The sequence below is a fragment of the Paenibacillus sp. FSL K6-1318 genome (genome assembly GCF_037976905.1).
GTDB classification, from domain to species: domain Bacteria; phylum Bacillota; class Bacilli; order Paenibacillales; family Paenibacillaceae; genus Paenibacillus; species Paenibacillus amylolyticus_A.
The window spans coordinates 3,060,274-3,086,684 of record NZ_CP150270.1; the positions used below are offsets into that span (position 1 = coordinate 3,060,274).

Below are 26,411 nucleotides of genomic sequence, written 5' to 3' on the forward strand. Positions count from 1 at the left end.
TTAAATTTTAACTTGGGAGGCTACTTACAAATGACTAACGTATTGACAACAGAAGCACGGAATCAGTGGAGCTGGATGAACGAACCCGAAACCTGGTCCTATACGGATCAGGGAGGTGTGCTGGTGGAAGCGAAGGCGGACACCGACTTTTTCCAGGATCCTGCGGGCAAGCACATTCGTGCAACAGCACCATTTTTGTCCATGCCTGTGAGCGAGGACTTCGAAATCACAACCCAGTTAACCGTGGATATGAAAAATCAATATGATTCCGGTTGTCTGATGGTGATGGCAGATGATCTTAACTGGTGCAAAATTTGTTTTGAGTATGATGGAAAAGCACCTACCATCGTGTCGGTGGTCACACGTGATGGTTCATCCGATGATTGCAATTCGGTGGAAGTCTCCGTACCTAATCCCTATCTGCGTATACGCAAAGTAGAGGGATGCATATCATTCTTTTATTCACCCGATGGGGATGAGTGGAAACTAATTCGTTATTTCGGCATGCCGATACAAGGGGAACTTCGAGCTGGATTAGTTGTTCAGTCGCCGACTGGAACGGGCTGTACGTGTCACTTTTTATCCGTGAACGTGACTCATCCGGACTTGACCGCACGCTTCTAATCCGCTCCCCCGGCCGATCATTGGAGGGAGAACAGGTTCATGGTAAAAGCATTTATATTTGATTTTGATGGACTCATTGTCGATACAGAGACGCCCTGGTACTATGCGTTTCGCGATATTTATGAAGAACATGGAGTTGAACTTGGTCTGGAGCTTTGGTCGAAAAATGTGGGGACATCCTTTGAGGAGTTTCATCCATTTCTATATCTGGAGCAGGCGCTCCAAAAAAAGATAGATCATGATCATATCAAACTGCTCTCTGAACAGAAATATGAAGTCTATTTGGGACAGGCCGCTATTCTTCCAGGGGTGTATGAATTGCTTCAATCTGCGAGGGAGAAGGGGATTCAGCTTGCGGTTGCTTCCAGCTCCACGCGGGACTGGGTGCATGGTTACTTGCAGAAGTTAGGCATTATCGATTATTTCACAGTCGTTCATACATCCGAGGATGTGAAGCGAGTGAAACCGGACCCTGAACTGTACCTTCTTGCTCTCCAGAGTCTTGGGATCGAGGCTTCCGAAGCGATTGTGTTCGAAGACTCCCCTAATGGTTTGAAGGCAGCCAATGCCGCAGGTATTCGTTGTATCATCGTGCCTAACGAGGTAACGCGTGGTCTGGAATTCGCCATGCATGAGCTGCGGTTATCCTCGCTGGCCGAGATCGATATGGAGGCTCTTTAATCCAGATACTGCTTGCGTAGCTCGATAGGGGAGATCCCTTCGTATTTTTTGAACACCGATCCAAAGTAACTGGCACTGTTGAAACCAACGGCTTTGGCTATTTCATGAGCGGTAGTAGCGTCATTTTCGATGAGCATTTCCTTGGCTTTCAACAACCGATATCGTGTCAGATACTCCAATGGAGTCATTTGAAACTCTTTTTTGAATATCCGATTCAGGTGCTGTTCGGTTACGTCCATCTGCTCAGCCAACATGGGGAGAGAGATATCCTGATGATAATTTTGTTTGATAAAAGTAATGAGTTCATCCAATCTTAATCGGGCATCAGAACGTTCGTAAGCACTATAGCGTTCACCTTCAATGGTTAATCTGACCAAAAGCATGTACAGTAATGCGGATACGTGCCAGATCTGATCCTTGTGCCGGGACTGCAGCGCCAACGTAATTTCATGCAACAGGATATGAAGCATTCCATCCGGCTTGAAGGCGCGCAGCTCCCCGATCTGCAAGGTATGCAAGAACCGTGGCAATAAATAGCCATTGAAAGACAGACAATCAAATCGTAATGAATCACTCAGATTGTGGTAACGGTAGGTTACCTCCGGGAACAAGATGAGAGCGGTTCCTTTTTTGATCGAAAATTCATGATTCTTTGCTGCGATTCGCCCTGTTCCTCCGATGCACTGTACAATGCTGTAATCCCGTGAATGGTCGCTCCAATTCATCAATTCATCAACGGTCAACTGGTTTTGCCCTGTAATCATGAGCGGCATATCGGTATCCAGTGGATTCCCCATGCTAGGTTTCGGCATCGTCGTGTTATTCCTCTTTTCGTTAAAGGATCATGTGCGTAAGTGGCGTGGTTACAGCGTTAAAAGAAACCTAGAAAGAATTATATTACATAAATGGAATTATTTTAATTGATTGGCGAGCGATAATAAAACGTTTTCAAAAATATAGTCCAACAATTCTTTATTGGATGCATAAGCATAAATCGTAGCTTGATCAGTCTCTATTTATAGATCTAAAATTACGCCTGCCTTGCCAACAGAATGCGAAAAAGTATACGCTATAACGGATGAGTAATTAAGGAAAGGGATGCAAACATGAAGAAAGTCATCGTAGTCGGATCGGGTATTCTGGGGGCATCAACAGCCTATCAATTAGCCAAACTGGGCGCAGAGGTCATCATCATAGATCGAAAAGATATAGGACAGGCGACGGATGCAGCTGCCGGTATCATCTGTCCATGGCTGTCACAGCGACGCAATCAGGACTGGTATCAGCTCGCCAAGGCTGGTGCACGGTACTACCCTGGCATCATAGCGGAGCTTGAGAGTGAAGGAGAAACCGAAACCGGGTATGCTCAAGTGGGTGCACTCAGTATTCATACGGATGTGGACAAAATCAACAAGATGGAAGAGCGGGCCCACCTACGCAAAGCGGATGCACCGGAGATTGGTGAGATTACACCTCTTGATGCAAAAGAAACCCATGAGCGTTTTCCGCTGCTGGAGGAACATTATCAATCGGTACATATCAGCGGTGCTGCACGTATAGATGGACGGGCGCTGCGCGATGCCTTAATCCGTTCTGCACAGCGAAATGGAGCGGAAGTGATCCATGGAGACGCCACGCTTCAATATGAAGCAGATCGGGTCATGGGTGTGACAGTTAATGGTCAGAGTTTCCTGGCAGATGAAGTCATTGTCTGTGCAGGTGCATGGGCCAATGCACTGTTGAAGCCACTAGGCATACACTTTAAAGTGCACTATCAAAAGGCACAAATTATGCATTTACATGTCACAGATGGGGAGGATACGGGCAACTGGCCTGTGATTATGCCACCGTCTGACCAATACCTCCTGGCCTTTGATCAACAGAAGATTGTGATTGGAGCCACTCATGAAAATGATGTGGAGGGTTATGATACAAGAGTAACCGCAGGGGGCATGCAGGAAGTTTTGAATAAAGGTCTGGAACTGGCACCGGGTCTTGCAAACAGTACATTCCAGGAAGTACGAGTTGGGTTCCGTCCGTTCACACCTGGCTTTCTGCCTGTAATGGGGGCTGTGCCGGGCTGGCAGGGTCTGATTACAGCGAACGGACTTGGAGCCTCTGGCCTGACAATGGGCCCTTTTATCGGAAGTCAACTGGCGAAACTAGCTCTTGGCATGGAACTGGATATCGATATTGAGCCATACACTGTGGGCAAAGCAATGGATGAAATTGAAAGAGGTGAGTCATGACATATTCACAACGTTTATCTGATGGAGCGAACTCGTCCGACATCATACATTTGGAGCATCAGATCGGTACGACGAAAGAAGAACTGCGAATAGCCTTGGAGAAACAAGAAACATATGAACGCGAGTTGGCCGATTTGAAGTCATCACCAATCGGGAGTGCATCGAAAGAGGGTTCGGACGAGAAAGTCTTAGTGGAGAAGGCGAGCCACACGCAGAACTTGATTGAAACCTTGTCTGCACAGCTGGATCAGCTACAGGAAGCATTGGCGAAACTGGGCGATTAATCGGTTTGTATCGCTTAACTCTCTGGAACACTGGCAAAAATATACGATGCGTATAAAATGAAAACCCCTTATAATAAAGGGGTTTTTCTGATTTAGTTCGAATGATGTATATCAATAAATGGACGGGTGGTATAAAATGGGATCAGGTGCTGAACTGTCAATTCAGGTACCGATGTAACCAATCACGAAACTATTCTGAGAGGTGGCTTCCGAATGTACAAAGAAGTGATACGCGTTGAGGACATCACAGGGTTCCAGTCCAGATCTGAAGAGTTTTTTCCACTGCGCTGGTTTCGAAAAATGCTGTCCGAACATACTGTGTATTATCACGAAGATACAGACACCTGGAATGTGTTCAGATACGATGATGTGAAGCAGGTCCTGAGCAATCATGCTTATTTTTCAGCTGAAGGAACGCGAACGACCATTGCGGTCGGAGCGAAGAACAACGAAGGCACACCTCCGGACAAATTAAATATTTCAAGTATCGATCCGCCCCGTCATCAAAAAAGTCGTTCGCTGTTATCCGCTGCTTTTACACCCCGTAGTCTGAAGAACTGGGAGCCACGTATTCGCAACATTGCGCAGCAGCTGGTAGCAGATATTGAGCCGAATACGACCATTGATATTGTTCAAGCGTTGGCTGCTCCGCTGCCTTCGATGGTTATGGCTGATCTGCTCGGCATCCCGCTCACAGACAGCCATCGCTTCAAGAACTGGGTAGATATTCTGTTTCAACCCACCAATCCGAACACGGCTGAAGAGAGTGAACTGAAAAAGCAGACTGCAGCTCAAGAGTATTATCAATTTCTGTACCCGATTGTGGTTCATAAACGATCCCATCCTGGTGACGATATCATTACGGATCTGTTGAACGTTGATGTTGAGGGGGAGAAGTTCACGGAGGATGAGGTTGTTCGCACGACCATGCTCCTGCTCGGAGCTGGTATTGAGACAACAAGCCATATGGTTTCCAATACGTTCTATTCCTTCCTATACGATGACCCGAGTCTGTATGGTCAACTAAGACAGAATCCCGAGTTGGTTCCGCTCGCAGTGGAAGAAATGCTTCGTTATCGGTTTCATAATGCCAAGCGACATCGGACAGTGAAGCAGGATAACCAACTGCTCGGAGTAGACTTGAAAAAAGGCGATGTTGTCATCTCCTGGATGAGTGCAGCCAATATGGACGAGCAGATGTTTGAAGACCCATTTGAGCTAAACATTCATCGGCGGAATAACAAAAAACATCTTACCTTTGGCAATGGCCCACACTTTTGTCTGGGTGCCCCGCTGGCAAGAATGGAACTAAGCCTTGCCTTAACTGCATTTGTGGAGAAGATTGCTCGGATTGAACCGGTGGAGTCTTTTGATCTGGAGAATAATCTAGCCACTTCAGCTCCGGGGCAGTCGTTAACCCATCTGCCAGTGAAGATCGTTGGGTAGTGGGAAGGTTTCATACAGGATACAACCTAAAAAGCGGCAGATCAGACGTAAACGTCTTGATCTGCCGCTTTGCTATGCAAGCATGTAAGAGGATGGACAACTTAATTTGAATTCATGGAAACTTTTTGTCTAACAACCTGTTTGATTTCTTCCTCTTTCGCTTGTTTGGTGCGTTTAATAAAGAAGGAAAGAACCAATCCTACGACAGCGATACCGATGATCACGACATAAGCATCATTGATACCCTGGATCATGGATTCTGTGGCAAGCTGTTGTTGAGTGAGGCCATTGGCTGCACCAGTCGCCATCATATCCTGTACGTGTGCCGTTGTACGGGAAGTCATGACACTCACGAGCAATGAAGTACCTACAGCACCCGCAACTTGTCTGACGGTGTTGGAGATGGCTGTACCATGTGCGCCGAGTCTTGGTGGCAGTTGGTTAAGTCCCGCCGTTTGAATCGGCATCATGAGCAAAGCCATACCAATTCGGCGGCCGGTTGACATTAATACCAGGTAACCATAACTGGTTGAATCCGTTAAATCGATGAAACCGATTGTTGTCACGATGGTGATCACCATCCCGATCACAGCCAGCCATTTGGCGCCAAATCGGTCAAATAATTTTCCGGCTACAGGCATCAGGAAGCCCATAACAAGGGCGCCCGGAAGGAGCAATAATCCAGACTCCAGTGCGGTGTAACCACGTGCGTTCTGGAGATACAAAGGAAGCAACATCATATCAGCATACATGATCATTGTAATCGCGATACTGATGACCGTGGTCAGGGAGAACATGTTGTACTTGAAAGCCCGCAGGTCAAGCAGGGGAGTTTCAGATACGAGTTGACGCCATGTAAACAGGGCAAGAGCCACAATTCCTGCAGCAATACAGATAAGTACTTCTGCACTTGACCATCCCAGACTTCCTGCTCTACTGAAGCCATACAGCAATGCGCCGAATCCGATGGTGGATAACACAACACTCATCGTGTCGAACTTCGTGCTGACCCGTTCGGATACATTCTTCAGGTATACGAACGCAAAGGCAATGACAATAAGGGTTAATGGAATCATGCCGTAGAACATCGTTTGCCAAGAGTAGTTCTCCAAAATATAACCGGCAAGGGTAGGCCCGATGGCAGGGGCAAAAATGATGGCAAAACCAACCATACCCATTGCAGATCCTCGTTTTTCAGGAGCAAATAAGGTCAAAATAACGTTCATCAAGAGCGGCATGATAATGCCGGCGCCCGCTGCTTGAATCATGCGTCCTGTCAGCAATGTACCGAAATTAGTTGCAAGAGCGGATACGATGGTACCAATCAGGAAAATAAACATGGAAGCTTGGAATAATTGCTTGGTTGAAAAGCGTTGCATGAAGTAGGCCGTGATGGGGATCAGCACCCCGTTCACCAGCATGTAACCTGTCGTTAACCATTGTGCGGTTGCGGCGGAGATGTTAAAATCACCCATCAGCTCAGGTGTAGCGACACTCATGATCGTTTGATTCAACGTTGCAAGGAAGGCTCCCAAAATCATGATAAACAGGATGGGGCCTTTCTTTACGGATAATTCATCTTGTACTCTAGCCTGACTCAATCCTTTTCATCCTTTCAATCCACGCGTGACTAAATTTACAATGTGTTGTATAGTTTACATTGTATTTATTGAATTATATACATATTCGGACAGATTACAATTTACGTTATGGTGTGTTTTCGTTGTTTATTTTACACAAAATTTTAATTTGTTGTTTAAATGAAGAATAAACGACTGTTTGTTTAAAATTGTAATGCTTAAATTTGAAGGAGGGATACGTGTGAAAGATGAGAAGAAATCAGCCGTGGACCCAAGGATATTGCGAACGCGTCAGTTAATTCGAGGTGCATTTGTTGAATTGCTGCAGGAAATGGATATTGAAAAATTGTCAGTGAACAAAATTGCCGAACGAGCGACGATCAATCGGGTAACCTTCTACCTGCATTATCGTGATATTACGGATATGATGGAGAAGATGGCCGATGAGATGATCGAGCATATTGAACGGATCGTGGATGAATATGCCCCTCATTTTGAGAAGCAAAGGACGGAAGAGGCTTGGCCTGTTCTAGTCAAGTTACTGGAGCATTTTGCTGAGAACGCCTCATTCTATCAGGTGGTTCTTGCTACGAAGCGCACACCGATCTTTACTGAACGACTGCTCAAATTGTTGAGTACGCTGGTCAAAGCCAAAATTGATCGGGTCGAGATGGAGGATGAACTCGAAGAATCCGGCATTCACAAGGAGATTGCAATCTGGTATGGTTCTTCCGCCCTGATCGGCACCATTGTCGCCTGGCTGCGCAACGACATGCCATATTCCCCGCATTTTCTGGCGAAACAATTCTCGTTGATTCGCTCGTACTCGTATAATGACCTGATATAATCAAACTACGATTACACCTAACGTTAATAGAGGAGGAATAATGTAAATGAAATATAGTGCAGAACGTATCTATGTGAGATTTTGGAATGTGGAAGATGCCTCATTACTTCTGGATCTACAAGTTCGCAATCGTGCGGAAATTGAGAAAATCTCTGCGAGTAATCGGGATGAGACTTTCTATAGTTTGGAAGGACAACGGTCACTCATTGAAAGCTGGAACAAGAAGAGAGAAGAAGGGAATCGCTATTCTTTTGGCATTTTTCTACATACAACGGATCAACTCGTCGGTGAGATTTCTTTGTTCGAGATCATATTGGATTCCAACCCAAAATGGATCGCTGGTTATGTAACGGATATTTTGCATCAAGGAAAAGGATATATGAGTGAAGCCCTGCAATGTGTGCTGGAATTTGCCAAGCATGAAACTGAAATTACTCGAATCGAAGCTGGCGCTGTACCCGATAATACAGGCTCCATTCGTGTCCTTCAAAAAGCAGGATTCAAGGAGAATGGGTCACAGTCTGTGCCAATCCAGGGAACGTTGAAAGAACATACGATGTTTGCTGTGGACTTACTATAAGCAGGATGTTTACTATTTACTTTGCTATTTACTATATAAGTTGAACTAACTATTTAAACGTAACGGAGAGGACAGAAAAAACCTATGGCTACTATACTCGTTGCTGACGACGATGCGAACATTCGCGAACTTGTCTGTCTATTTCTCAAAAATGATGGATTCACCACTGTGGAAGCTGCGGACGGTAAGGAAGCTCTCACCGTGTATGGCGAAACAACAGTTGATCTGGTTGTGCTTGATATTATGATGCCTGTCATGGATGGCTGGGCACTGTGCAAGGAACTCCGAAGAGCCAATCCCGACCTCCCATTACTCATGCTGACGGCGAGAGGTGAGACTTGGGAGAAGGTGAAAGGCTTCGAACTGGGCACGGATGATTACCTGACGAAACCGTTCGATCCATTGGAGTTGACCGCACGTGTCCGAGCATTACTGAAACGATACAAAATTGGCTCCACACATACAATCCAGTTTGGCAACGTAATTCTGGACCGTCAGACATATAAGGTGATGAGAGGCGCGGAGGTGCTTACGTTGCCACTTAAGGAGTTTGAACTTCTGTATAAGCTTGCTGGAACTCCAGGCCAAGTCTATACACGTGAGCAGTTGATCGATCAGATATGGGGGATTGATTACGCCGGAGATGATCGAACAATAGATGTACATATTAAACGTCTGCGCGAACGATTCGCAACTACACCTGATTTTCGAATTGAAACGGTGCGTGGGCTAGGGTACAGACTTGAGGTCCATGAATGATTCGATCCATATATATTCGTGTGGTACTGACCTTTCTGGGGTCTGTCATCGCTGGTACGGTCATTTCATTTTTTGTGTCTACCTGGATATTCGAAGAAAAGTTGAACGAAAACGCTCAAATTAACCTACGAAACTTCGGGCAAGACGTTGTGCAGATTTATAAGGCCCTTCCAGTGCGTGAAGCGGACTTGTACGTCAGTGGAATGAAACAGCTCAGCTCCTATCATATTCGAATTTACGAAGCTTCGGGTGAGTTCAAGTCTTACGGAAAGCTTAACGGACATAAGTCTGCAGCTGTGACGAGCGAGCAATTAAAGAAAGTGTTAGATGGGGGCGTTGTTCAAGAAACAACGAGTGGGATTGCTACAGGGTTCTTAGGGTTACCGTTGAAAACGGAGACGGGGACGAAAGGGATATTTTTGGAAACACTTGCGCCGCCTTCAACCTCTTTTGTGATCAGGTGGGGCTTAATCTTTGCAAGCTGTTCGTTGATTGCAGGAAGCTTGTTGATTCTTGTTGCTTCTGTATATCTGGTGAGACCGATCAAGAAATTGACCAAAGCGACCAAGCGGATTGCAGCTGGAGATTTCAACGTCAAGCTGAACATTAAGCAAACGACTGAGATTGGTACGTTGGCTCGCAGCTTTGAAGAAATGATGCACGATCTGAAGCAGCTGGAGCAGATGCGCAGGGAATTCGTTACGAATGTTTCGCACGAGGTTCAGTCTCCACTCACCTCGATATCCGGTTACGCTTCGGCACTGAAGCAAGTTAACCTCTCGGAGCAAGAGCGAAACCGTTACCTGGATATTATCATCTCCGAAGCGAAACGAATGTCAAAAATGAGCGATAGCCTGCTCAAGCTGAGTTTGCTTGAATCGCAATCCCAGCAACTGCGGCTGAGCTCCTTAAGTCTTGATGAACAGATCAGGCGAGTCATCGTGGCGCTTCAGCCGCAATGGTCGGGGCGAAACATTCAATTCGAGCTTGATTTGGAGAACGTTAAGGTAACGGCTGACCACGATCAGTTAAATCAGGTATGGACCAACATTATTGGAAATAGCATCAAGTTTTCCGAAGATGGCGGTATGATTAAAGTCCGTATCGAAGAGGATTTCAAAAATGTGACTATTCGAATATCCGACACGGGCATTGGTATTCCGATGGAAGACCAGAAACGTATATTCGAGCGCTTTTTCAAGGCAGATCGTTCCCACAGTCGTAAATATGACGGGAGTGGTATGGGACTAGCAATTGTTAAACAGATCGTGTCCCTTCATCAGGGTGACATTCGAGTGGAAAGCGAACCTGGTCAAGGCACGACCTTTATCATCACGTTGCCAATCCATCCACCAACGGATAATTAGGCTCGCAGGATAAGCCAATGAATAGTATTTCCATTGGATGATTGAATACCGAATTTCCATACCATGTGTAACATGCAAGTTTCCTTGCATGGTTACACATGGTATTTTTTTGCTTGTTCATATTCCGTTCATATTCCGGTCACGGGGAGTACATCTTTGTTGGTTAGGCTTGCATTAGCAACCTGTTAGACCAATATACAGATGAGGATAGGAGCAGATGAACGTGAAACACCAAGGAGACAAAGGAGTAAAGAGTCAAAATAAAAGCAAAACAAAGAAAGTGTTAGGCATTTTGCTTAAAGTGCTTGCCGCAATCGTTATAGTAATCCTATTTTTTATAGCCACGGTGTATACCGTTAACAAAATCAGTAGTTATTCGGAGCAAAAAAGAATGGAGCCGTATGGTCAACATGTATCCGTGGATGGGAAAAATATGAATGTGTTCATTCAAGGCGAAGGCGAGGAAACGATTGTACTTTTGCCGGGTTTTGGCACAGCGTCACCTGCACTTGATTTTAAGCCGCTCATTTCTGAATTATCTCCCGATTATAAAGTCGTCGTGGTTGAACCTTTTGGTTACGGATTGAGCGATCAGACCGAAAAGGAACGCAGTACAGCGAATATCGTCAGTGAAATCCACGAAGCGTTACAGAGTCTACATATTGATCGTTACATCTTGATGGGTCATTCCATCTCGGGCATCTACAGTCTGGATTATGTGAACAAATATGCAGATGAAGTAAGTGCATACGTTGGGCTGGACACCAGTGTTCCCGCGATTAGTGAACAGAAGGTTGAAGCATCAGAAATCGTACCGATTCAATGGTACCGTAACTTGGGTTTCCCACGTTTGCAATTGAAAATGAGTGATGATCCATATGCTGGGCTACCGTATGATGAACAAACCAAAGAACAATTGAACATTTTGATACAAAAGAACATGTTTAATCCAACTCAATTAAACGAGATTGTAAGCATGTATTCCAATTTTAAAGCAGCTGAACAGTTAACATTCCCTGTTGATCTTCCGGTTCTTTTCTTTGTTCAAAAAAATCATCCGGCAGTGGACAATTGGGTTCCCGAGCACGAGAAGTTAATAGAGAACTCTGTGCGTGGTGAAGTGGTGCTGTTGGAAGCAAATCATTATTTGTACCGTTCCCATGCCAAAGAAATTGCTGAAAAATTCAGGGGATTTATGACACAACAGTTCAAGACAGGAGAAGATGAGCGTGACACAACCAGCGGAAAAGAAAACAAAGAATAGATCAAGGGCCAAAAAAGTGAGAAACATGATACTAAAAATAGCAGGAGCAATCGTAATCGCCATTATTCTATTTCTAGGTATTGTTTATATCACGAATGTGATCAGTAGTAATTCAGAAGCGAAGAAGATAGAGTCCTATGGTCAGCATGTATCTGTAGACGGAAAAAATATGAATGTGCTCATTCAAGGTGAAGGCAAGGAAACGATTGTACTTCTACCCGGTTATGGAACAGCAACACCAGCGCTTGATTTCAAGCTACTTATTGATGAATTATCACCATATTACAAAGTTGTTGCTGTTGAGCCATTCGGATATGGATTAAGTGATGAAACTGAAAAAGAAAGAACCACAGAGAATATCGTAAGTGAAGTTCATGAAGCTCTGCAGCAACTTGATATTAACAAATACATGCTCATGGGCCACTCCATTGCAGGCATTTACGGCATTGATTATGTGAACAAATATCCGGATGAGGTAACTGCCTTTGTCGGTATTGATAGCAGTGTATCCACCCAACCAAGTATTACAGATACCAAATTCCCATTAAAAACATTCGCTTTCCTCAGAAATACAGGTCTCTTAAGATTAATGATGAAAGTGGGTGCAGACCCCTATGAGGGACTTGCATTTGATGAACAGACGGTAGAGCAGATGAAATGGATTACGAATAAAAACATGTATAATCCCACGTCATTAAACGAGATGGACCATATTTATACCAATTTTAAAGGTGCTCAAGGTTTAACCTTCCCTAAAGAACTTCCACTTCTTCTCTTTGTACAAGCAAACAATGAAGGTGTAGAAGGATGGATACCGCTGCATGAAGGGCAGATCAAAGATTCGGTACATGGAAAAGTAATCACCATGGATGGTGAACATTACTTGCACCATACGTTATTTAAAGAAATAGCTAAAGATGTTAGAGCATTCATGAACGAAGCGAAGTAACGATCCTGTAAAAGTATATTCGTGATTTACCAGATGTGCATGAATGAATTTGAAATACCGTCCTGCGGGGCGGTTTTTCCATAATTGATTAATTCGGCCGTTGCCGTGATGAGAGAGAGGCATTCAAATGAGATTATTTGAGATACTTTTAGTTTTATCCTGTTTCGCTTTACTCGTAGACCTACTATTTATTAAAAGAAGTGCAAAGAAAACAGGATTAGGTTTGGGGATAGGAAGTGGCGTGATATTCGTAGTTCAATTGTTGGTTGAAGGATATAGATGGCAGATGCTTTTGGTATATATCTTGACGGCTCTATTCATGCTTATTGTTTTACTCAGACATTCCGAAAAGATGATGAATCTAAAAATAGGGAAGTTTTTGAAATATAGTTTATCTTCCCTGATTGTCATTCTGCTGGTTGGTTCTACTGCCTTGTCTGTATACTTACCTGTCTTTAATTTGCCGAAGCCGGATGGTCCAGAGAAAGTGGGCACTCAAACATTTCATTTAACAGACCAGAACAGAGACGAAATCTTCACTGAAGATCAAAGCGACAAGAGGGAACTAATGGTTCAATTCTGGTACCCTACTGAAAACAGCATTAATAGCAAGCGTGACACGCTGTTTCCAAACAATAAAGAAATGTTCAAAAAGTATATTCAGAGCTTCTCTACTTCTTTAAAACTGCCCGAATTTGTGCTCGACTACTTGAAGTATAGTCAAACCAACTCTTATGAAAATGTAGAAATATTACCTTCCACAAGTCCTTATCCCGTGGTACTGCTATCTCATGGTATGGGAACCAGTAGAGTTCTACAAGCATCACAGGCCGAGAATCTGGCCAGTCATGGGTTTATCGTGGTCACCATCGATCATACGTATAGCACCTTTGCTACCCTTTTTCCAGATGGCCGTGTAACGGATTACAAAAAAAGTACGACTACATTAGATGAACGTACAGAAACAGGGGATGTATGGACGAAAGACGTGGAGTTTGTGATCGATCAAATCGAAAAGCTGAATTCAGGTGCAATTGAAAGTCAGTTTAAAGGGAAAATCGATCTAGATCACATCGGCGCGATGGGGCATTCTTTTGGGGGCGCAACCGCGTTTAATGCAACGTATTTAGATCAAAGAATCAAGGCTGGGGTCAATATGGACGGGTCATTATATGAAGTGGAAAATAGGGATGATATAAACAAGCCGTTTATGTTCATCCGATCGGGAAGTTTTGAAGACTGGTTAGCCAATTTTGAAAAGGATCGAAATTCGGATGACGAAGTAACTAAATTTCTATCAGATGAGCTGCACATTATGAAGAATGTTATCGAACATGAGGGGGATGTGATTTATATCGAAGGAACCCAACACTTCAATTTCACAGACCTTCAATTCTATTCGGAGTTGATTAAACTGTCAGGGATCACAGGAGACATCAATGGTAAAAGAGGATCAAACATCGTAAACGAATATGTACTCGATTTCTTTAACAAGCAACTGAAAGGTACCGGTGGAGATTTGATTCAGGGACCGAACAATTTGTATCCGGAGGTGAAATTTGTAGACCCAGAAGAGCTCTAATCAAGCAAAACAAACATTTAAACTCAGGAGATGATGTGAATGGGACGACAAAAGGGAAAACGCACTTCAATCACCGCCTTAACTCTGGTGTTAACGATGTTAGCTCCAATGTCAGTCATGGCCGCACCAGCTACGAGTAACAACAGCGATCTGACGTATGAATCAACCAAGAAAATAGTAGCGGAGAAAGCGAAGATCCTTACCGAAACGTATGATACGACCAGTGTGCAGTATGCATTAATTGATGGTGGAGAGATTGTGGTGTCTGGTCAGACAGGCAAGAACGATCTACAGGACAAGGTGCCACTTACTTCCAATACGATCTATGGCATAGGATCAACTAGCAAAATGGTGCTTACAGCCGCTGTAATGAAGCTGGTTGACGAGGGAAAGATTAATTTGGATCTGCCTGTTGTGAACTACTTGCCTGATTTTAAAATGAAAGATCGTCGCTACACACAAATTACACCACGCATGCTGTTGAATCATTCCTCCGGTCTGCTGGGCAGCTCCGGCAGCAATGCCACATTGTATGGGGATAATGACACGTATTCACACGATACGTTTCTCAATCAATTGGCGAATCAAAACCTGAAAGCAGATCCTGGCGCATACTCGGTGTATAGTAACGACGGTTTTACGTTAGCCGAGATTTTGGTTGAACGTGTCAGTGGCATGAGTTTTACGGCTTTTATACACCACCATATTACGGAGCCTCTGGATATGAAGCATACCAAAACACCACAGGATGTGGTTGACCCGGCAGACATGGCGGGAATCTATTCCCCTTTGGTTGAAGGCCAGCTTCCACAAGAGAATTATAATATCATCGCTACGGGAGGCATTTATTCTACTGCTGAAGATCTGGTGAAATTCTCACAAATCTTCACGGGAGAGGTCGAAGGCATCCTTTCCAGTAAGTCGGTCGAAGCGATGGCGCAAGAAGAATACAAAAGAGGCATGTGGCCGGAGGAGAGCGATACGTCCATTTCTTACGGGTTAGGGTGGGATAGTGTGAACCTGTTCCCATTCAGTGAATATGGTATCAAGGCCGTTACCAAAGGTGGAGATACGATATCGTATCACTCTTCATTAATCGTACTGCCCGAATACAATCTGGCTGCAGCCGTTACCTCATCAGGTGGGACAAGTGCCAAAGATCAGTTCATTGCGAGTGAATTATTGCTTAGCGCACTTGAGGAAAAGGGCATCATTACAGACCGTAAGCCGGAAAAATCATTTGGGGTGCCAGTGAAGGCAGATATACCTACAGAAATATCCACGTATGCTGGTATATATGGCGCTAATAATTCGGTTAAGAAGATCGAAATGAATCATGCTGGACAACTGACTGTATCCTCACTTACAGCTCCGAGTAATCCGGCCCAAGAATACACATACACAGCCGATGGTACTTTTGTGAACGATGAAGGCACAGAAAAGTTGAAATTTGTTACGGAGCAGAATGGAAGTACGTATCTGTGGTCTCGTTCTTATATATCCTTGGCAGGACTTGGACAGTTGGCTTTCTCCGAATATACAGCGGAGAAGTTGATTGCCAATGAATTACCCCAGGACATTATCGCCTCATGGGAGCAGCGTGAAGGTAAAAGATATTACGTGGTGAACCAGAAATATACATCTACAGTTTATCTGCATTCATCACCAATTCTCTCTTTTCATATGAACGAAGAGACTCCAGGGTATATGTCCAATAGTAAGATTATTGGAGCCAATAAAGCAGTCACCGAGCTGCAAATCCCTGGCATGGCTGGACGTGATACCAAGGAGATTTATTTCTCCGAAAAGAATGGAGTAGAGTACATTGAAGCCGTAGGAGGCGTATACGCCAGTGAGGAGCTTGTAAAACCACTCTATTCGGGCAAACAATCTGTAACTACGATTCAAGCAGACGGTTATGCGAAATGGTTTTCGATACCCGCAACGGTGAAAGGAAAAGTCATGACGGTGAAAATGCCTGCTAATGGCGCCTTTGCCGTATATGATCAAAAGGGTGTGTGTATCAATCACACTGTCATCAGCGGTAAAAATGAGGTTGTGTTACCAGAAAACGGCCGCATTGTATTTGCAGGTGACGTTGATTCCAAATTTGAAATTTCATTGAAATAGACGAGTGTTTATCCCCTTTAAGTGTCTACTTAAAGGGGATATTTTGATGGATAAAAAAGGAAGAATTAAGGATCATGAATCATGATGTATTCAAAATATTTTGCCTGTTCATATTCGGTTCATATAGACGTCACGAGCAGTACATTTATATTCGTTAAGCTTATTTTAGCACCAAAGCAAGATACTCTAATAAAGAGATACTGACAGGAGAAGATGCGAATGATACAACAGGAGAAAACCATCATGGTCAAGAGAAAAGTCAAAAAACGAACCTCAATTGCAGCTTTAACTCTAGTATTAACCATGTTAGCCCCACTATCAGCAATGGCCGCACCGGCTGCAACGAATAACAACAGCACCCTAACGTATGAGACAACCGAGAAAACCGTGATTGATAAAGCCAAATTGTTGACCGAGACGTACGGTACGACCAGTCTGCAATATGCGCTCATCGATGGTGGAGAGATTGTGGTGTCCGGTCAGATGGGCAAGAACGATCTAAACGATAAGGTACCTCTTACTTCCAGCACCATCTATGGTATCGGTTCAACCAGTAAAATGATGCTTACAGCCGCTGTGATGAAGCTGGTTGACGAAGGCAAGATCGATTTGGATGTGCCTGTTGTGAACTATTTGCCTGACTTTAAAATGAAAGATAACCGATACAAACAGATCACACCCCGTATGTTACTGAATCATTCCTCCGGTCTGCTGGGTAGCTCATTCAACAATGCCACCTTGTACGGAGATAATGACACGTATTCCCATGATACATTACTGGAGCAATTGGCGAATCAAAACCTGAAGGCAGATCCCGGCGCATACTCCGTCTACAGCAATGATGGCTTTACGTTAGCCGAGATTTTGGTCGAAAGAATAAGTGGCATCGGTTATACCGCATTTATACACAAGTATTTTACGGAGCCTTTGGATATGAATCATACCAAAACACCACAGGATGTGGTTAACCCGGCAGACATGGCGGGAATCTATTCCCCTTTTTATGAGGGACAACTTCCAAAAGAGAATTATAATATCATCGCTACAGGAGGTCTTTATTCCACCGCTGAAGATCTGGTCAAATTTTCACAAATCTTCACGGGACAGGTCGAAGGCATTCTTTCCAGTAAGTCTGTAGAAGCTATGGAGCAAGAAGAGTATAAAAGAGGCATGTGGCCAGAGGATAGCGATACGCTGATGTCTTACGGGTTAGGTTGGGATAGTGTGAACTTGTTCCCTTTCAACGAATACGGCATCAAGAGCGTTATGAAAGGCGGAGATACGTTATCTTATCAGTCTTCATTAACGGTACTCCCGGAACACAACATGGCAGCAGCCGTTATCTCTTCGGGTGGGTCGAGCTTAACCAATCAATTCATTGCGAATGAATTATTACTCAGCGCACTTGAGGAAAAGGGCGTTATTACAGAACGTAAGCCGGAAAAATCATTTGGCGTACCCGTGAAGGCAGAAATGCCTACGGAAATCTCCAAGTTTGCAGGTATATATGGTGGCAATAATTCAGTTACGAAGATCAAAATAAATCCGGCTGGACAAATGACTGTATCTTCACTTACAGCTCCGAGTAATCCGGCTCAAGAATACACCTATACAGCAGATGGTACTTTTGTTAACGACGAAGGTACAGAAAAGTTGAAATTCGTTGTGGAGAAAAATGGGAATACCTACTTGTGGTCTCGATCTTATATATCCGTTCCAGGGCTCGGACAACTGGCTTTCTCAGAATATAATGCGGAAAAGCTGGAAGCCAACGAATTATCCAAAGAGGTTACAGCCGCATGGGAAAAGCGTGATGGTAAAAAATATTACCTGGTGAATGAGAAATACACATCCATGGTCTATCTCAATACTTCATCGATCCTGCCTATTCAGTTGAACAAAGAGAATCCAGGGTATATGTCCAATAATAAGATTACTGGAGCTAACGAAGCAGTTAATCCATTGCAAATTCCGGGTACTGCCGGACGTGATACGATGGACATTTATTTCTCTAAAAAGGACGGAGGAGAGTATCTTACAGCTTTGGGTTATGTATACGCCAGTGAGGAGCTTGTAAAACCCATCTATCCGGGTAAACAATCCGCAACAACCATTCAAGCAGATGGATATGCCAAATGGTTTTCGGTACCAGTGAATGCGAAAGGAAAAGTCATGACGGTGAAAATACCCGCAAATAGCGCCTTTGCCGTATACGACCAGACTGGAATTTGTATTAATTACACCGTGGTCAGCGGTAAGAATGAAGTTGTCTTACCAGAAAACGGCCGTATTGTATTTGCAGGTGAAGCTGGCTCCCGATTTGAAATTTTATTAAAGAAGTAAAATGAATGGAGCTCCAAACAGTTGTACAACAAACGAACTCAACAGGAGAGAACCATCATGATGAAAAAAATATTAATCATTTTGCTCAAAATATTCGGAGCCATCGTTATCGTTTTTGCATTATTTATTGCCACTGTTTTTATCGTTAATGTATTTAGCAACAAATCGGAGGAAGGGAAGATAAAACCCTATGGTCAGTCCGTAGCGGTTGACGGCAAAAACATGAATGTGTTAATTCAAGGAAAAGGCGAAGAAACGGTCGTATTACTTCCCGGATATGGAACACCCGCCCCAGCCCTTGATTTTAAACCGCTCATTGATGAGCTATCGCCATTTTACAAAGTCGTTGTCATTGAGCCTTTCGGTTATGGATTAAGTGATGTAACTGAAAAAGAGCGTACCACGGAAAATATGGTTAGTGAAATTCATGAAGCGTTACAGCAGCTTAATATTCATCGTTACACGCTCATGGGTCACTCCATTTCAGGAATTTACGGACTGGATTATGTGAACAAATATCCTAACGAAGTAAGTGCCTTTGTCGGGATTGAGAGCAGCGTTCCAACGCAGGGAGGCAATGATGATCCATTTCCAACCGAAACCTACAAACTGCTTAATAAATCAGGATTCTACCGATTGCTAATGAAGCTGGCCCCTGATCAATTGATTACACCCGACGTTGATGAAGAAACCAGAGAACAAATTAGAATACTTTCACTCAAAAATACATTTAATCCGAACAACCTGAATGAAGGAGAAAACTTTGGTCCTAATTTCAAAGCTGCCGAGAACTTGTCCTTCCCCAAAGATCTTCCTGTGATTTTCTTCTTACAAGCGAATGATACCGAAACGGAAGGCTGGATTCCATTGCATGAAGAGCAGGTCAAAGATTCTGTGCATGGAAAAGTGATGACATTCGAGGGAGAACACTATTTGCATCACACCCGATCCAAAGAAATCGTTCAAAATTATAGAGAGTTTATGAGTGAGATAAAATAGTGTCGCCAACAAAAGAAGTCGCGAAATCGCGGCTTTTTTTTTGTTCAAGAGATGATGAACATACAAGCGCAGTTACTTTATTGGAAAATTAAGGTTGACACAACTTGTCATCGCGTATACAATCGTATACATGAATGCGTTGTATACAAATGTATACGCGTAATGGAGGTGGCAATATGAGAGATCGTGATATGAATGAAACGGATCGAAGTGTACGTCAAGGTGAGCGTCCGAAACGTGATATGGGTGACAATGAGCAACGTGGTGAACGTTCAAGACGTGGCAGAGGACATGGTGAACATCAGGGAAAACGGGGCCATGGTGCGCAAACATTCCGCCGCGGTCGAATTCTTGTATTTCTGGAGCAAATGCAGAATCGAAGAACAACGCTCGCCAGACAACTTGGTCAGGAGGAGTACGAACATATTCGCCCGATGATTAGTGGGGAGCTGAAAGCCATTGATCAGGTCATCGATGAGTATATTCACCTTTTCGAGTTGCAAAATGAAGATGTAAGTCCCAATAAGAATCTGGAGAGTGAGAGTGAATAAGTATGATTCGTCGTTTTTTTTCGTATTATCGACCCTATAAAAAACTGTTTTTAATTGATTTTGGATGTGCTGTTATCGCAGGTTTGCTGGAGCTTGCTTTCCCCCTTGCCGTCAGCAAATTCATTAATGAATTGTTGCCAGGTCAGGATTGGCCTCTCATTATGCTTGCCTGCGTCGTGCTGTTATCCATCTATGCACTTAATACCGTATTGAACTATGTAGTTACATATTGGGGACATATGCTGGGCATTAACATTGAGACCAACATGCGTGAGAAGATGTTCGCTCACTTGCAGAAGCTGTCCTTCCGGTTCTTCGATAATCGCAAAACGGGCCACTTGATTGGTCACCTTACGAATGATCTGAATGATATTGGCGAGGTTGCTCACCATGGACCTGAAGATGTGTTCATCGCAGTGATGACCTTAATCGGATCGTTCTGGCTGATGGCTAACATTAATCTGGAGCTTGCACTGCTTACCTTTATCATTATCCCAATCATGGCTTGGGTCATTATCGTATTTGGTGGTCGCATGACGAAGACCTATCGACGACTCTTCGGAGACGTCGGCAATTTTAATGCGCGCATTGAAGACAACGTTGGTGGTATTCGTGTTGTACAATCATTCGCTAACGAACAACATGAGAAAGAGCTTTTTGCTGTAGACAATGAGAATTTCCGTAAAACCAAACTGCTTGCCTACAAAACGATGGCGAAAAGTATCTCGGTCAGTTATATGATGATGCGACTGGTTACGGTATTTGTCATGATTAGCGGAGCCTGGTTTTATATCGATGGCAGAATCAATATGGGTGAATTCATGGCCTTCCTGCTTTTGTCCAATATCTTCTTCCGTCCAATCGAAAAAATTAACGCTGTCATTGAAAGTTATCCCAAGGGCATCGCTGGTTTCAAGCGGTATCTGGAGATCATTGATACGGAGCCTGAAATTGCGGATAGCAAAAACGCCGTTGAATTCGAGAGTGTGAAGGGTGATATTCGCTTCGAAAACGTCTCGTTCGGATATGAATCCAGTCGGCGTATTCTGAATGATATCAGTCTGTCCGTTCGACCAGGCGAAACGGTAGCCTTCGTTGGACCTTCGGGTGCAGGCAAAACGACCATTTGCAGCTTGCTGCCAAGATTCTATGAGGTAGAAGAGGGACGCATCACTGTAGATGGTGTGGACATTCGGGACGTTAAGCTTCAATCATTGCGCAAGCATATCGGAATTGTTCAACAGGATGTATTTTTGTTCTCGGGGACGATTAAGGAGAATATTGCTTATGGTGACCTGCGTGCCACGGATGAACAAATCTGGGATGCCGCCCGTCGTGCCTCGTTGGAGGAATTAATTCTTACGTTGCCAGACGGTATGGATACGGTCATTGGAGAGCGTGGAGTCAAGCTGTCCGGAGGACAAAAGCAACGGTTATCCATTGCTCGTATGTTCTTGAAAAATCCACCCATTCTTATTCTGGATGAGGCAACCTCTGCTCTGGATACGGAAACGGAAGCACTGATCCAGCAATCACTTGCAGAATTGTCGGTGGGTAGAACGACACTTGTGATTGCGCACAGATTGACGACGATCAAGAATGCGGATCGAATTATTGTAGTGAATACAGATGGCATTGCTGAACAGGGTAACCATGAGGAATTGGTCGCCGCTGGAGGCATATACAGCCGTCTTCATCAGGTGCAATACAGTCACTCTTAATCCATATAAATTAAACTATAGAATGTTTACACTTGATACTCCGATGACAGAACAACCTTCCGATCGCTGTTATCCCCAGATTTTTTTATTCCTTCTATAAAGGGGAAATCCGGGGATAGTGTATGCTTCCGATGTAGCTTTCTTGCAGAAAGCTTGTAGGCGAACGCTTCGCTTCTTCAGGTTCTTTCTGTCCTCTCCGTTTCGTATAAATGTTTAGTTCAATTTATATAGAAACTTAAGTAGCTGACTAAGTATCTGGATAAAGTATCTAAATGAAGTAAACCTTGCTGCGCATATGCGTGGCTTTTTTCTGTTTGAAAGTTAAAAAGGAGGTTATGAAATGCTAAGGAAAATATAATGTTGACAACGTCCACAAACGTGATTATTATAATGTTGACAATGTCCACTAAAAAGGAGGGTTTGACATCGACTCTCAGTACATAAATCCAGATATACTGGCTGACATGCGACGTTTTAACCGTTTTTATACCAACATACTCGGTGTACTCGACAAGCATATTCTCGGAACAGGGTATTCGTTTGCAGAAGTACGGGTCATTATTGAGATTGGGATTCGGGGAGAGAGCATTGCGAACAATTTGGTGGATACACTGACTATTGATCGCAGTTATATGAGCCGAATCGTAAACAAGCTCTCCAAGGAAGGATTGTTGGTGAAAGTGGATTCTGCTGCCGACAGCCGGGTCAGTCTGATTCGTCTAACAGCCAAGGGTGAGGAACTGTATGCCCAATTGAATGATCGATCCGACCAACAGATTCTGAAATTAATGCAAGAATTGAATGAAGAAGAGATTCAAGAGGTATACACCTCCATGATGAACATACAAGAGAAGTTGAACAAGAAAGCAGGAGAGACAACACGATGATACGATTTGAATGTGATTATAACGAAGGTGCGCATGAACGCATTTTACAAAAACTGATGGAAACCAACATGGAACAGACGAGCGGGTATGGTACGGATGAACACTGCGAACGTGCGAGAATGCTTATTCGTCAGGCCTGTGACAATGAGCAGGCTGATGTTCATTTCTTGGTTGGTGGTACACAGACGAATACAACGGTGATTTCCTCTATTTTGCGACCATATCAAGGTGTGATTGCTGCGACATCTGGACACATTGCGGTTCATGAGACGGGAGCTATTGAAGCTACGGGACATAAGGTGCTCACGGTTCCAAGCGAGGACGGAAAGATCACGCCAGAGCAGGTTAGGGCAGTCTACGATGCACACATGAACGAGTCGTCACCGGAACATTGTGTACAGCCAGGCATGGTCTACATATCTCAGCCAACGGAGAACGGAACGATGTACAGCAAGGCAGAGTTGCAAGCATTGCATACAGTGAGCAGAGCATGTGGTCTTCCATTTTTCGTGGATGGAGCACGCCTTGGATATGCACTCGCTTCACGCGATTGCGATATGACACTTGCTGACCTTGCGCGCTTATGCGATGTGTTTTACATTGGAGGAACTAAGATTGGGGCATTGATGGGAGAGGCGGTTGTTATCCTGAATGATGCGCTCAAACCTGATTTTCGTTATATGATCAAGCAAAAAGGGGGTCTGCTTGCCAAAGGCAGACTGCTCGGAATCCAATTTGAAACGTTGTTCGAAGATGGTCTGTATCTTGATATTTCCCATCATGCCGTGGATATGGCCTTGAGAATTCATGATTCACTCGAACAGCAGGGAGTACGCTTCCTGTACGATTCACCAACCAACCAGCAGTTTCCGATTCTGCCTAATCTGTTGCTTGAGAAATTACGCAGTGGTTATACGTTCACCTTCTGGGAAAAGGTTGACGATACACACAGTGCGGTACGGTTTTGCACCAGCTGGGCAACTCGTCAAGAGAATGTGGATGCACTGACTCGCGATATCGCTCAATTATTGCACGGAGAGATTCACGTGCCTGAACGGGTCGAAGCATTGGTTTAAATTTAAATTTACTGAAAAAAGGACAACCCGTCGTGGTTGTCCTTTTTTGGTTTGCCTTTTGCGTGATAGTTGTGAGATAGAGAATACATACTCGGTTACTCATTCAAGACGATATCATATTTCTCTTTCAGCCGTCGGATATCAGCTCTTGGCGGTGCACCGAACATGCGTGCATATTCGCGGCTAAATTGAGAGGCACTCTCGTAGCCAACCCGGAACGCTACATCAGCTGCATCTGCAGATTCGGCCATCAGGAGTCGACGGGCTTCCTGTAATCTTAATTGTTTCTGGAATTGTAATGGGCTCATGGCTGTGATCTCTTTGAAGTGACGATGGAATGAAGAGACGCTCATGCTGGCAGTCTCAGCCAGATCTTCAACTCGAAATGGCTGTTCCCAATGATGAACGATGTACTCAATCGATTCCCTGATTCGATATGTGCTGCTGCCTTCCACTGCAATTTGCGCCAGTTCTCCTCCGTAGGGGCCCTGAAGGAGGCGGAACAGAATTTCTTTTACGTATAATGGAGCCAAGAACGGAATTTCTCCCGGCGTATCCAGCAATCGAACAAGCCGAAGTACAGCGTCCTGAATAGACGATTCCATCTGACCCACAAACATGGCTCGTCTGGCGTTTTCGTTGAAAGTTACCTTGATATTACATTCGTTCAGTACTTCGAGAATTTGGTTCGGTGTGAATTCGAGCTTGAGACTTAAGTAGGGTGTATCAGCAGATGCCTTGATAATCTGCCCGATGACCGGGAGATTCATGGAAGCAATCAGGTAATTAGAAGGTCCATATTCATAACGCTCCTGCGCTAGCAATACTTCTTTCAACCCTTGAACAATCACACAAAATGAAGGTTTATATACTCTGTATGCTGGCTCGCTAATCCTTGAATGGTGATAAACAAACAGAGAAGGAATCACCGTTTCCATTGCACCGTTATGATTGGAATGGCGTTCAATGAGGTCACTTAATTCCTGTTTTGGTTGAAATAATTCTTCGGTCATACGTATTCCTCCTCACGGGTTTTACCTAGCTATATTATAAAGCTTACCGTACAGAACCAAAAGGGGGCCTGAGAGGATCAGGCAATCAATTAAGACGATTGATATACCGCTTGCAACCCATGACTCGGCATACTAAGAGTATGTTAACAGAGCCAAGCAATTAAAGTTTATTTGAAAAGTTGGGTGAACAAGGTGATGAAATGGTTATCAAGCCAGGTCAGGCGAATTTTGATTGACAGGCTCGAATCACAGATCAAGTTGGAAGAGAATTCCGTACATCGAGATATATACTTCACATGCTGGGTAGAGCTAGTTTCCGAAGAGGTGGAGACAACATCCTTTTACAAAACAAATTCAAGGAGAGTGTGAACTATGGAATATGTGAAATTAGGACGTACAGGTCTGGATGTCTCCAGATTATGTCTGGGCTGCATGAGTTACGGTGTACCCGAACGCGGAATGGCACCATGGTCACTGAATGAAGAGCAGAGTCGTCCGTTTATCCAGAAGGCGTTGGATGCTGGTATTAATTTCTTCGATACGGCCAATATCTATTCCGATGGAACCAGTGAGGAAATTGTTGGACGTGCGTTGAAGGACTTTGCGCGTCGGGAAGAGATTGTGCTGGCGACCAAATTATTTTTCCGGATGAATGAAGGACCTAACGGGGCAGGGTTGTCCAGAAAAGCGATTATGAACGAAATCGACAACAGTCTCATGCGTTTGGGTACAGATTATGTAGACCTGTATCAGATCCATCGATGGGATAACACAACTCCTATTGAGGAAACGATGGAAGCTCTTCACGATGTGGTTAAAGCCGGAAAGGTCAGATACATTGGTGCTTCTTCGATGTATGCTTGGCAATTCATGAAAGCTCAATATACAGCGGAACGCCATGGCTGGACGAAATTCGTCTTGATGCAGAATCATTATAACCTGTTGTATCGCGAAGAAGAGCGTGAGATGCTGCCCTTATGTCTGGAAGAAGGAGTCGGTGTTATTCCGTGGAGCCCTCTTGCCAAAGGACGTCTTACCCGGGATTGGAATGAACAGACTGCGCGTTCAGGAATCGACCCGGTCGGGAAGGCATTCTATGAGAGTGCGATGGTGGATGCGGATCGTCAAGTGGTGGAGAGAGTCATGAAAGTAGCTGAGCAACGAGATATTCCTCGTGCACAGGTCGCTCTGGCCTGGTTGTTGCACCAAGAGGCAGTAACAGCACCCATTATCGGTGCGACCAAGCTTCATCATCTGGAGGATGCGATCTCAGCCCTTTCCGTGAAGCTGACTGCGGAAGAGATCCGTTTCCTCGAAGAAGCATATGTACCCCATCCGGTAACAGGAAATCTCAGTTAATCCGAGTGCTTTATCTGAAAAAGTCGCCATGTGGCGGCTTTTTTTTGAATGATGAGAGAAGTGAATTGACAGTTCCTTTATATTAAAGTTATTATAGATACATTAGATCCTTAATTGAAA

Annotated in this window: 23 protein-coding genes; 20 read left to right on the forward strand and 3 right to left on the reverse strand. The window is 44.2% G+C overall.

The window, feature by feature from the left end; translation table 11 throughout:
* Positions 1-30 precede the first annotated feature (30 nt).
* Together NYE45_RS13555 and NYE45_RS13560 are read left to right on the forward strand one after the other, a co-directional pair.
* A complete protein-coding gene (locus tag NYE45_RS13555; protein WP_340017023.1) occupies positions 31-624 on the forward strand; it encodes a DUF1349 domain-containing protein in 594 nt (197 codons plus the stop codon).
* Positions 625-663: 39 nt separating this feature from the next.
* Positions 664-1,305 carry an HAD family hydrolase gene (locus NYE45_RS13560; protein ID WP_340017024.1) on the forward strand — a complete coding sequence of 214 codons (642 nt, stop codon included), beginning with the start codon at positions 664-666 and terminating at the stop codon, positions 1,303-1,305.
* Here NYE45_RS13560 and NYE45_RS13565 read toward each other — a convergent pair.
* Entirely contained in the window at positions 1,302-2,117 is an 816-nt protein-coding gene (locus NYE45_RS13565; protein ID WP_169479568.1) for an AraC family transcriptional regulator, read from the reverse strand. The two genes, NYE45_RS13560 and NYE45_RS13565, sit on opposite strands and share 4 nt — an antisense overlap.
* A 294-nt stretch (positions 2,118-2,411) precedes the next feature.
* Here NYE45_RS13565 and NYE45_RS13570 point away from each other — a divergent pair, with 294 nt between their 5' ends.
* The 3 genes from NYE45_RS13570 to NYE45_RS13580 all read left to right on the forward strand — a co-directional run bounded on the left by NYE45_RS13570 (position 2,412) and on the right by NYE45_RS13580 (position 5,284).
* Positions 2,412-3,554 (forward strand): FAD-binding oxidoreductase, encoded by a 1,143-nt coding sequence (locus tag NYE45_RS13570; RefSeq protein WP_340017025.1) that lies wholly within the window; start codon positions 2,412-2,414, stop codon positions 3,552-3,554.
* A complete protein-coding gene (locus NYE45_RS13575) occupies positions 3,551-3,838 on the forward strand; it encodes a hypothetical protein (protein WP_340017026.1) in 288 nt (95 codons plus the stop codon). The genes NYE45_RS13570 and NYE45_RS13575 overlap by 4 nt, the downstream gene beginning before the upstream one ends.
* Before the next feature lie 213 nt (positions 3,839-4,051).
* Positions 4,052-5,284, forward strand: coding sequence for a cytochrome P450 (locus tag NYE45_RS13580; RefSeq protein ID WP_340017027.1), 1,233 nt, complete (start codon positions 4,052-4,054; stop codon positions 5,282-5,284).
* Positions 5,285-5,385: 101 nt separating this feature from the next.
* Here the strand turns inward: NYE45_RS13580 and NYE45_RS13585 are convergent, their stop codons facing one another.
* On the reverse strand, positions 5,386-6,825 hold the full coding sequence (locus NYE45_RS13585) for a DHA2 family efflux MFS transporter permease subunit (RefSeq protein WP_076331305.1): 1,440 nt from the start codon (positions 6,823-6,825) through the stop codon (positions 5,386-5,388).
* Positions 6,826-7,105: 280 nt separating this feature from the next.
* Between NYE45_RS13585 and NYE45_RS13590 the strand changes: the two genes are divergently transcribed.
* From NYE45_RS13590 to NYE45_RS13655, 14 genes are all read left to right on the forward strand, one after another.
* Positions 7,106-7,711: a TetR/AcrR family transcriptional regulator gene (locus NYE45_RS13590; RefSeq protein WP_062834267.1), complete on the forward strand. Its 606-nt coding sequence runs from the start codon at positions 7,106-7,108 to the stop codon at positions 7,709-7,711.
* Positions 7,712-7,757: 46 nt separating this feature from the next.
* Entirely contained in the window at positions 7,758-8,291 is a 534-nt protein-coding gene (locus NYE45_RS13595) for a GNAT family N-acetyltransferase (RefSeq protein WP_340017028.1), read from the forward strand.
* A gap of 84 nt (positions 8,292-8,375) precedes the next feature.
* Entirely contained in the window at positions 8,376-9,050 is a 675-nt protein-coding gene (locus NYE45_RS13600; protein WP_062834269.1) for a response regulator transcription factor, read from the forward strand.
* A complete protein-coding gene (locus tag NYE45_RS13605; protein ID WP_340017029.1) occupies positions 9,047-10,417 on the forward strand; it encodes a HAMP domain-containing sensor histidine kinase in 1,371 nt (456 codons plus the stop codon). Before NYE45_RS13600 ends, NYE45_RS13605 begins: the two co-directional genes overlap by 4 nt.
* A gap of 223 nt (positions 10,418-10,640) precedes the next feature.
* Positions 10,641-11,681 carry an alpha/beta hydrolase gene (locus NYE45_RS13610; RefSeq protein WP_340017030.1) on the forward strand — a complete coding sequence of 347 codons (1,041 nt, stop codon included), beginning with the start codon at positions 10,641-10,643 and terminating at the stop codon, positions 11,679-11,681.
* Complete coding sequence (locus NYE45_RS13615; protein WP_340017031.1) at positions 11,647-12,630, forward strand: alpha/beta hydrolase; 984 nt, start codon at positions 11,647-11,649, stop codon at positions 12,628-12,630. Before NYE45_RS13610 ends, NYE45_RS13615 begins: the two co-directional genes overlap by 35 nt.
* Positions 12,631-12,757: 127 nt before the next feature.
* Entirely contained in the window at positions 12,758-14,212 is a 1,455-nt protein-coding gene (locus NYE45_RS13620; protein WP_340017032.1) for an alpha/beta fold hydrolase, read from the forward strand.
* Positions 14,213-14,251: 39 nt separating this feature from the next.
* Positions 14,252-16,342 (forward strand): serine hydrolase domain-containing protein, encoded by a 2,091-nt coding sequence (locus tag NYE45_RS13625; RefSeq protein WP_340017033.1) that lies wholly within the window; start codon positions 14,252-14,254, stop codon positions 16,340-16,342.
* A 219-nt stretch (positions 16,343-16,561) separates the two neighbouring features.
* The gene (locus NYE45_RS13630) at positions 16,562-18,685 is read left to right on the forward strand and encodes a serine hydrolase domain-containing protein (RefSeq protein WP_340017034.1); all 2,124 of its coding nucleotides are present in this window, start codon (positions 16,562-16,564) and stop codon (positions 18,683-18,685) included.
* Positions 18,686-18,742: 57 nt separating this feature from the next.
* Complete coding sequence (locus tag NYE45_RS13635) at positions 18,743-19,684, forward strand: alpha/beta hydrolase (RefSeq protein WP_340017035.1); 942 nt, start codon at positions 18,743-18,745, stop codon at positions 19,682-19,684.
* A gap of 176 nt (positions 19,685-19,860) precedes the next feature.
* Positions 19,861-20,235, forward strand: coding sequence for a hypothetical protein (locus tag NYE45_RS13640; RefSeq protein WP_340017036.1), 375 nt, complete (start codon positions 19,861-19,863; stop codon positions 20,233-20,235).
* Positions 20,236-20,237: 2 nt separating this feature from the next.
* Positions 20,238-21,956 carry an ABC transporter ATP-binding protein gene (locus tag NYE45_RS13645; RefSeq protein WP_340017037.1) on the forward strand — a complete coding sequence of 573 codons (1,719 nt, stop codon included), beginning with the start codon at positions 20,238-20,240 and terminating at the stop codon, positions 21,954-21,956.
* Between the two features lie 464 nt (positions 21,957-22,420).
* A complete protein-coding gene (locus NYE45_RS13650; protein ID WP_036670809.1) occupies positions 22,421-22,843 on the forward strand; it encodes a MarR family winged helix-turn-helix transcriptional regulator in 423 nt (140 codons plus the stop codon).
* Positions 22,840-23,919 (forward strand): low specificity L-threonine aldolase, encoded by a 1,080-nt coding sequence (locus NYE45_RS13655; RefSeq protein ID WP_340017038.1) that lies wholly within the window; start codon positions 22,840-22,842, stop codon positions 23,917-23,919. Before NYE45_RS13650 ends, NYE45_RS13655 begins: the two co-directional genes overlap by 4 nt.
* Positions 23,920-24,014: 95 nt before the next feature.
* Here the strand turns inward: NYE45_RS13655 and NYE45_RS13660 are convergent, their stop codons facing one another.
* Positions 24,015-24,932: an AraC family transcriptional regulator gene (locus tag NYE45_RS13660; protein ID WP_340017039.1), complete on the reverse strand. Its 918-nt coding sequence runs from the start codon at positions 24,930-24,932 to the stop codon at positions 24,015-24,017.
* A gap of 372 nt (positions 24,933-25,304) precedes the next feature.
* On the opposite strand from NYE45_RS13660, the gene NYE45_RS13665 reads away from it, so the two are divergent.
* On the forward strand, positions 25,305-26,291 hold the full coding sequence (locus tag NYE45_RS13665; RefSeq protein WP_340017040.1) for an aldo/keto reductase: 987 nt from the start codon (positions 25,305-25,307) through the stop codon (positions 26,289-26,291).
* Positions 26,292-26,411: the final 120 nt, after the last annotated feature.

Excerpts from the sequence above, each read along its gene's own strand:
- NYE45_RS13555 (WP_340017023.1), top strand. The coding sequence starts at position 31 with ATGACTAACGTATTGACAACAGAAGCACGGAATCAGTGGAGCTGGATG.
- NYE45_RS13560 (WP_340017024.1), top strand. The coding sequence starts at position 664 with ATGGTAAAAGCATTTATATTTGATTTTGATGGACTCATTGTCGATACA.
- NYE45_RS13565 (WP_169479568.1), bottom strand. The coding sequence starts at position 2,117 with ATGCCGAAACCTAGCATGGGGAATCCACTGGATACCGATATGCCGCTC.
- NYE45_RS13570 (WP_340017025.1), top strand. The coding sequence starts at position 2,412 with ATGAAGAAAGTCATCGTAGTCGGATCGGGTATTCTGGGGGCATCAACA.
- NYE45_RS13575 (WP_340017026.1), top strand. The coding sequence starts at position 3,551 with ATGACATATTCACAACGTTTATCTGATGGAGCGAACTCGTCCGACATC.
- NYE45_RS13580 (WP_340017027.1), top strand. The coding sequence starts at position 4,052 with ATGTACAAAGAAGTGATACGCGTTGAGGACATCACAGGGTTCCAGTCC.
- NYE45_RS13585 (WP_076331305.1), bottom strand. The coding sequence starts at position 6,825 with ATGATTTTGGGAGCCTTCCTTGCAACGTTGAATCAAACGATCATGAGT.
- NYE45_RS13595 (WP_340017028.1), top strand. The coding sequence starts at position 7,758 with ATGAAATATAGTGCAGAACGTATCTATGTGAGATTTTGGAATGTGGAA.
- NYE45_RS13600 (WP_062834269.1), top strand. The coding sequence starts at position 8,376 with ATGGCTACTATACTCGTTGCTGACGACGATGCGAACATTCGCGAACTT.
- NYE45_RS13605 (WP_340017029.1), top strand. The coding sequence starts at position 9,047 with ATGATTCGATCCATATATATTCGTGTGGTACTGACCTTTCTGGGGTCT.
- NYE45_RS13620 (WP_340017032.1), top strand. The coding sequence starts at position 12,758 with ATGAGATTATTTGAGATACTTTTAGTTTTATCCTGTTTCGCTTTACTC.
- NYE45_RS13625 (WP_340017033.1), top strand. The coding sequence starts at position 14,252 with ATGGGACGACAAAAGGGAAAACGCACTTCAATCACCGCCTTAACTCTG.
- NYE45_RS13630 (WP_340017034.1), top strand. The coding sequence starts at position 16,562 with ATGATACAACAGGAGAAAACCATCATGGTCAAGAGAAAAGTCAAAAAA.
- NYE45_RS13635 (WP_340017035.1), top strand. The coding sequence starts at position 18,743 with ATGATGAAAAAAATATTAATCATTTTGCTCAAAATATTCGGAGCCATC.
- NYE45_RS13640 (WP_340017036.1), top strand. The coding sequence starts at position 19,861 with ATGAGAGATCGTGATATGAATGAAACGGATCGAAGTGTACGTCAAGGT.
- NYE45_RS13645 (WP_340017037.1), top strand. The coding sequence starts at position 20,238 with ATGATTCGTCGTTTTTTTTCGTATTATCGACCCTATAAAAAACTGTTT.
- NYE45_RS13650 (WP_036670809.1), top strand. The coding sequence starts at position 22,421 with ATGCGACGTTTTAACCGTTTTTATACCAACATACTCGGTGTACTCGAC.
- NYE45_RS13655 (WP_340017038.1), top strand. The coding sequence starts at position 22,840 with ATGATACGATTTGAATGTGATTATAACGAAGGTGCGCATGAACGCATT.
- NYE45_RS13660 (WP_340017039.1), bottom strand. The coding sequence starts at position 24,932 with ATGACCGAAGAATTATTTCAACCAAAACAGGAATTAAGTGACCTCATT.
- NYE45_RS13665 (WP_340017040.1), top strand. The coding sequence starts at position 25,305 with ATGGAATATGTGAAATTAGGACGTACAGGTCTGGATGTCTCCAGATTA.